This is a genomic window from Streptomyces ipomoeae 91-03 (assembly GCF_000317595.1).
Classification (GTDB): domain Bacteria; phylum Actinomycetota; class Actinomycetes; order Streptomycetales; family Streptomycetaceae; genus Streptomyces; species Streptomyces ipomoeae.
This window is the reverse complement of record NZ_AEJC01000606.1, coordinates 1-1,362: the sequence shown is the minus strand read 5'-3', so window position 1 is coordinate 1,362 and position 1,362 is coordinate 1. Positions and strand designations below refer to the sequence as shown.

1 protein-coding gene is annotated in these 1,362 nt (G+C 74.5%); it reads left to right on the top strand.

Translation table 11 applies throughout. From position 1 onward, the window contains the following. Positions 1 to 12: 12 nt before the first annotated feature. Positions 13 to 1,248, top strand: a complete 1,236-nt coding sequence (locus STRIP9103_RS38900; protein ID WP_009329214.1) for an IS701 family transposase — start codon at positions 13 to 15, stop codon at positions 1,246 to 1,248. Positions 1,249 to 1,362: the final 114 nt, after the last annotated feature.

Here is a 1,362-nt window from a genome sequence, read left to right as displayed (position 1 = left end):
GGGGTGAGGGCCATGACCCCGCAGGAGCTGGTGGAGGCCCAGGACCGGCTGGCGGCGTTCGCGGCCGAGGTGTTCGCCCCGCTGGGGCGGGTTGACCGGCGGCGGTGGGGCGAGCGGTATGTGCGGGGGCTGCTCGGCGAGGGGCGGCGCAAGTCGATGGAGCCGATGGCGGCCCGGCTGGGGGTGGACCGGCAGGGGCTGCAGCAGTTCCTGGCCGACTCCCCGTGGTCGCACCAGATGGTGCTGGCCGAGGTGGCCTGGAGGATGGAGCCGGTCATCCGCCCGGATGCCTGGGTGGTCGATGACGTGTCCTTCCCCAAGGACGGGCACGCCTCCCCGGGCGTGGCCGCGCAGTGCTGCGGGGCGTTGGGCAAAACCGCGAACTGCCAGGTCGCGCCGAGCGTGCACCTGGTCACCGATGCCGCCTCCTGCCCGGTGAACCGGCGGCTGTTCCTGCCGGCCGCGTGGGATGCGGCCGCCGCGCCCGCCGAGGAGGCCGGCCGGGCGGAGCACAGGCGGCGCCGGGCCCGGATCCCCGCCGGCGTGGGGCATGCCGAGAAGTGGCAGCTGGCCGTCGACATGGTCGACGAGCTGCGCTGCTGGGGCCTGGAGCCGCCGCTGGTGGTGGCCGACGAGGGCTACGGGCAGGACGGGGCCTTCCGCGAGGCGCTGACCGAGCGCGGCATCGCCTACGTGGTCGGGGCGCGCTCGGACACCGCGGTCCTGCCCGAGACCGCCACGCGCACCGCCCCTGCCTGGTCGGGCACCGGCCGCAAGCCCGTTGTGCGCTACCGGGACCAGCCCGTCGCGGTGCGCGAGCTGGTCCTGGGCATCGGGCGCGGCGCCCTGCACCGGGTGACCTGGCGCCAGGGCTCCAAGGGGCCGCTGCGCTCGCGGTTCGCCGCACTGCGGGTGCGCCCGGCCGGGGTCCGCCTGCGCCGGGCGCACCGGGGCGCGGACCTTCCGGTGTGCTGGCTGCTGGCCGAGTGGCCCGCCGGGGAGGAACAGCCGGTGAAGTACTGGCTGTCCACCCTGCCGGCTGACACCCCGCTGCGGCACCTGGTGCGTGCGGCGAAGATCCGCTGGCGGGTGGAGCACGACTACCGGGAACTGAAGACCGCCCTGGGACTGGGCCACTTCGAAGGCCGCACCTTCAACGGCTTCCTGCGGCACGTCACCCTGGCCTCGGTGGCGCAGGCGTTCTGCACCCTGGAGCGGCTGTGCCCGCCAGCAGCGGCCACGGCCTGACGACCTACCAGGTTGTGGCCGAGCTCCAAGTCCTCCTCGTCTGCTGGGCAGGAACATGCCCCACCTGCCGAAGACCCTGGACCCGATACGACACGCCGGTCCCAACCTAACCAA

Bases quoted from the DNA above. Each gene is read 5' to 3' on its own strand.
- STRIP9103_RS38900 (WP_009329214.1), top strand. From the start codon at position 13: ATGACCCCGCAGGAGCTGGTGGAGGCCCAGGACCGGCTGGCGGCGTTC.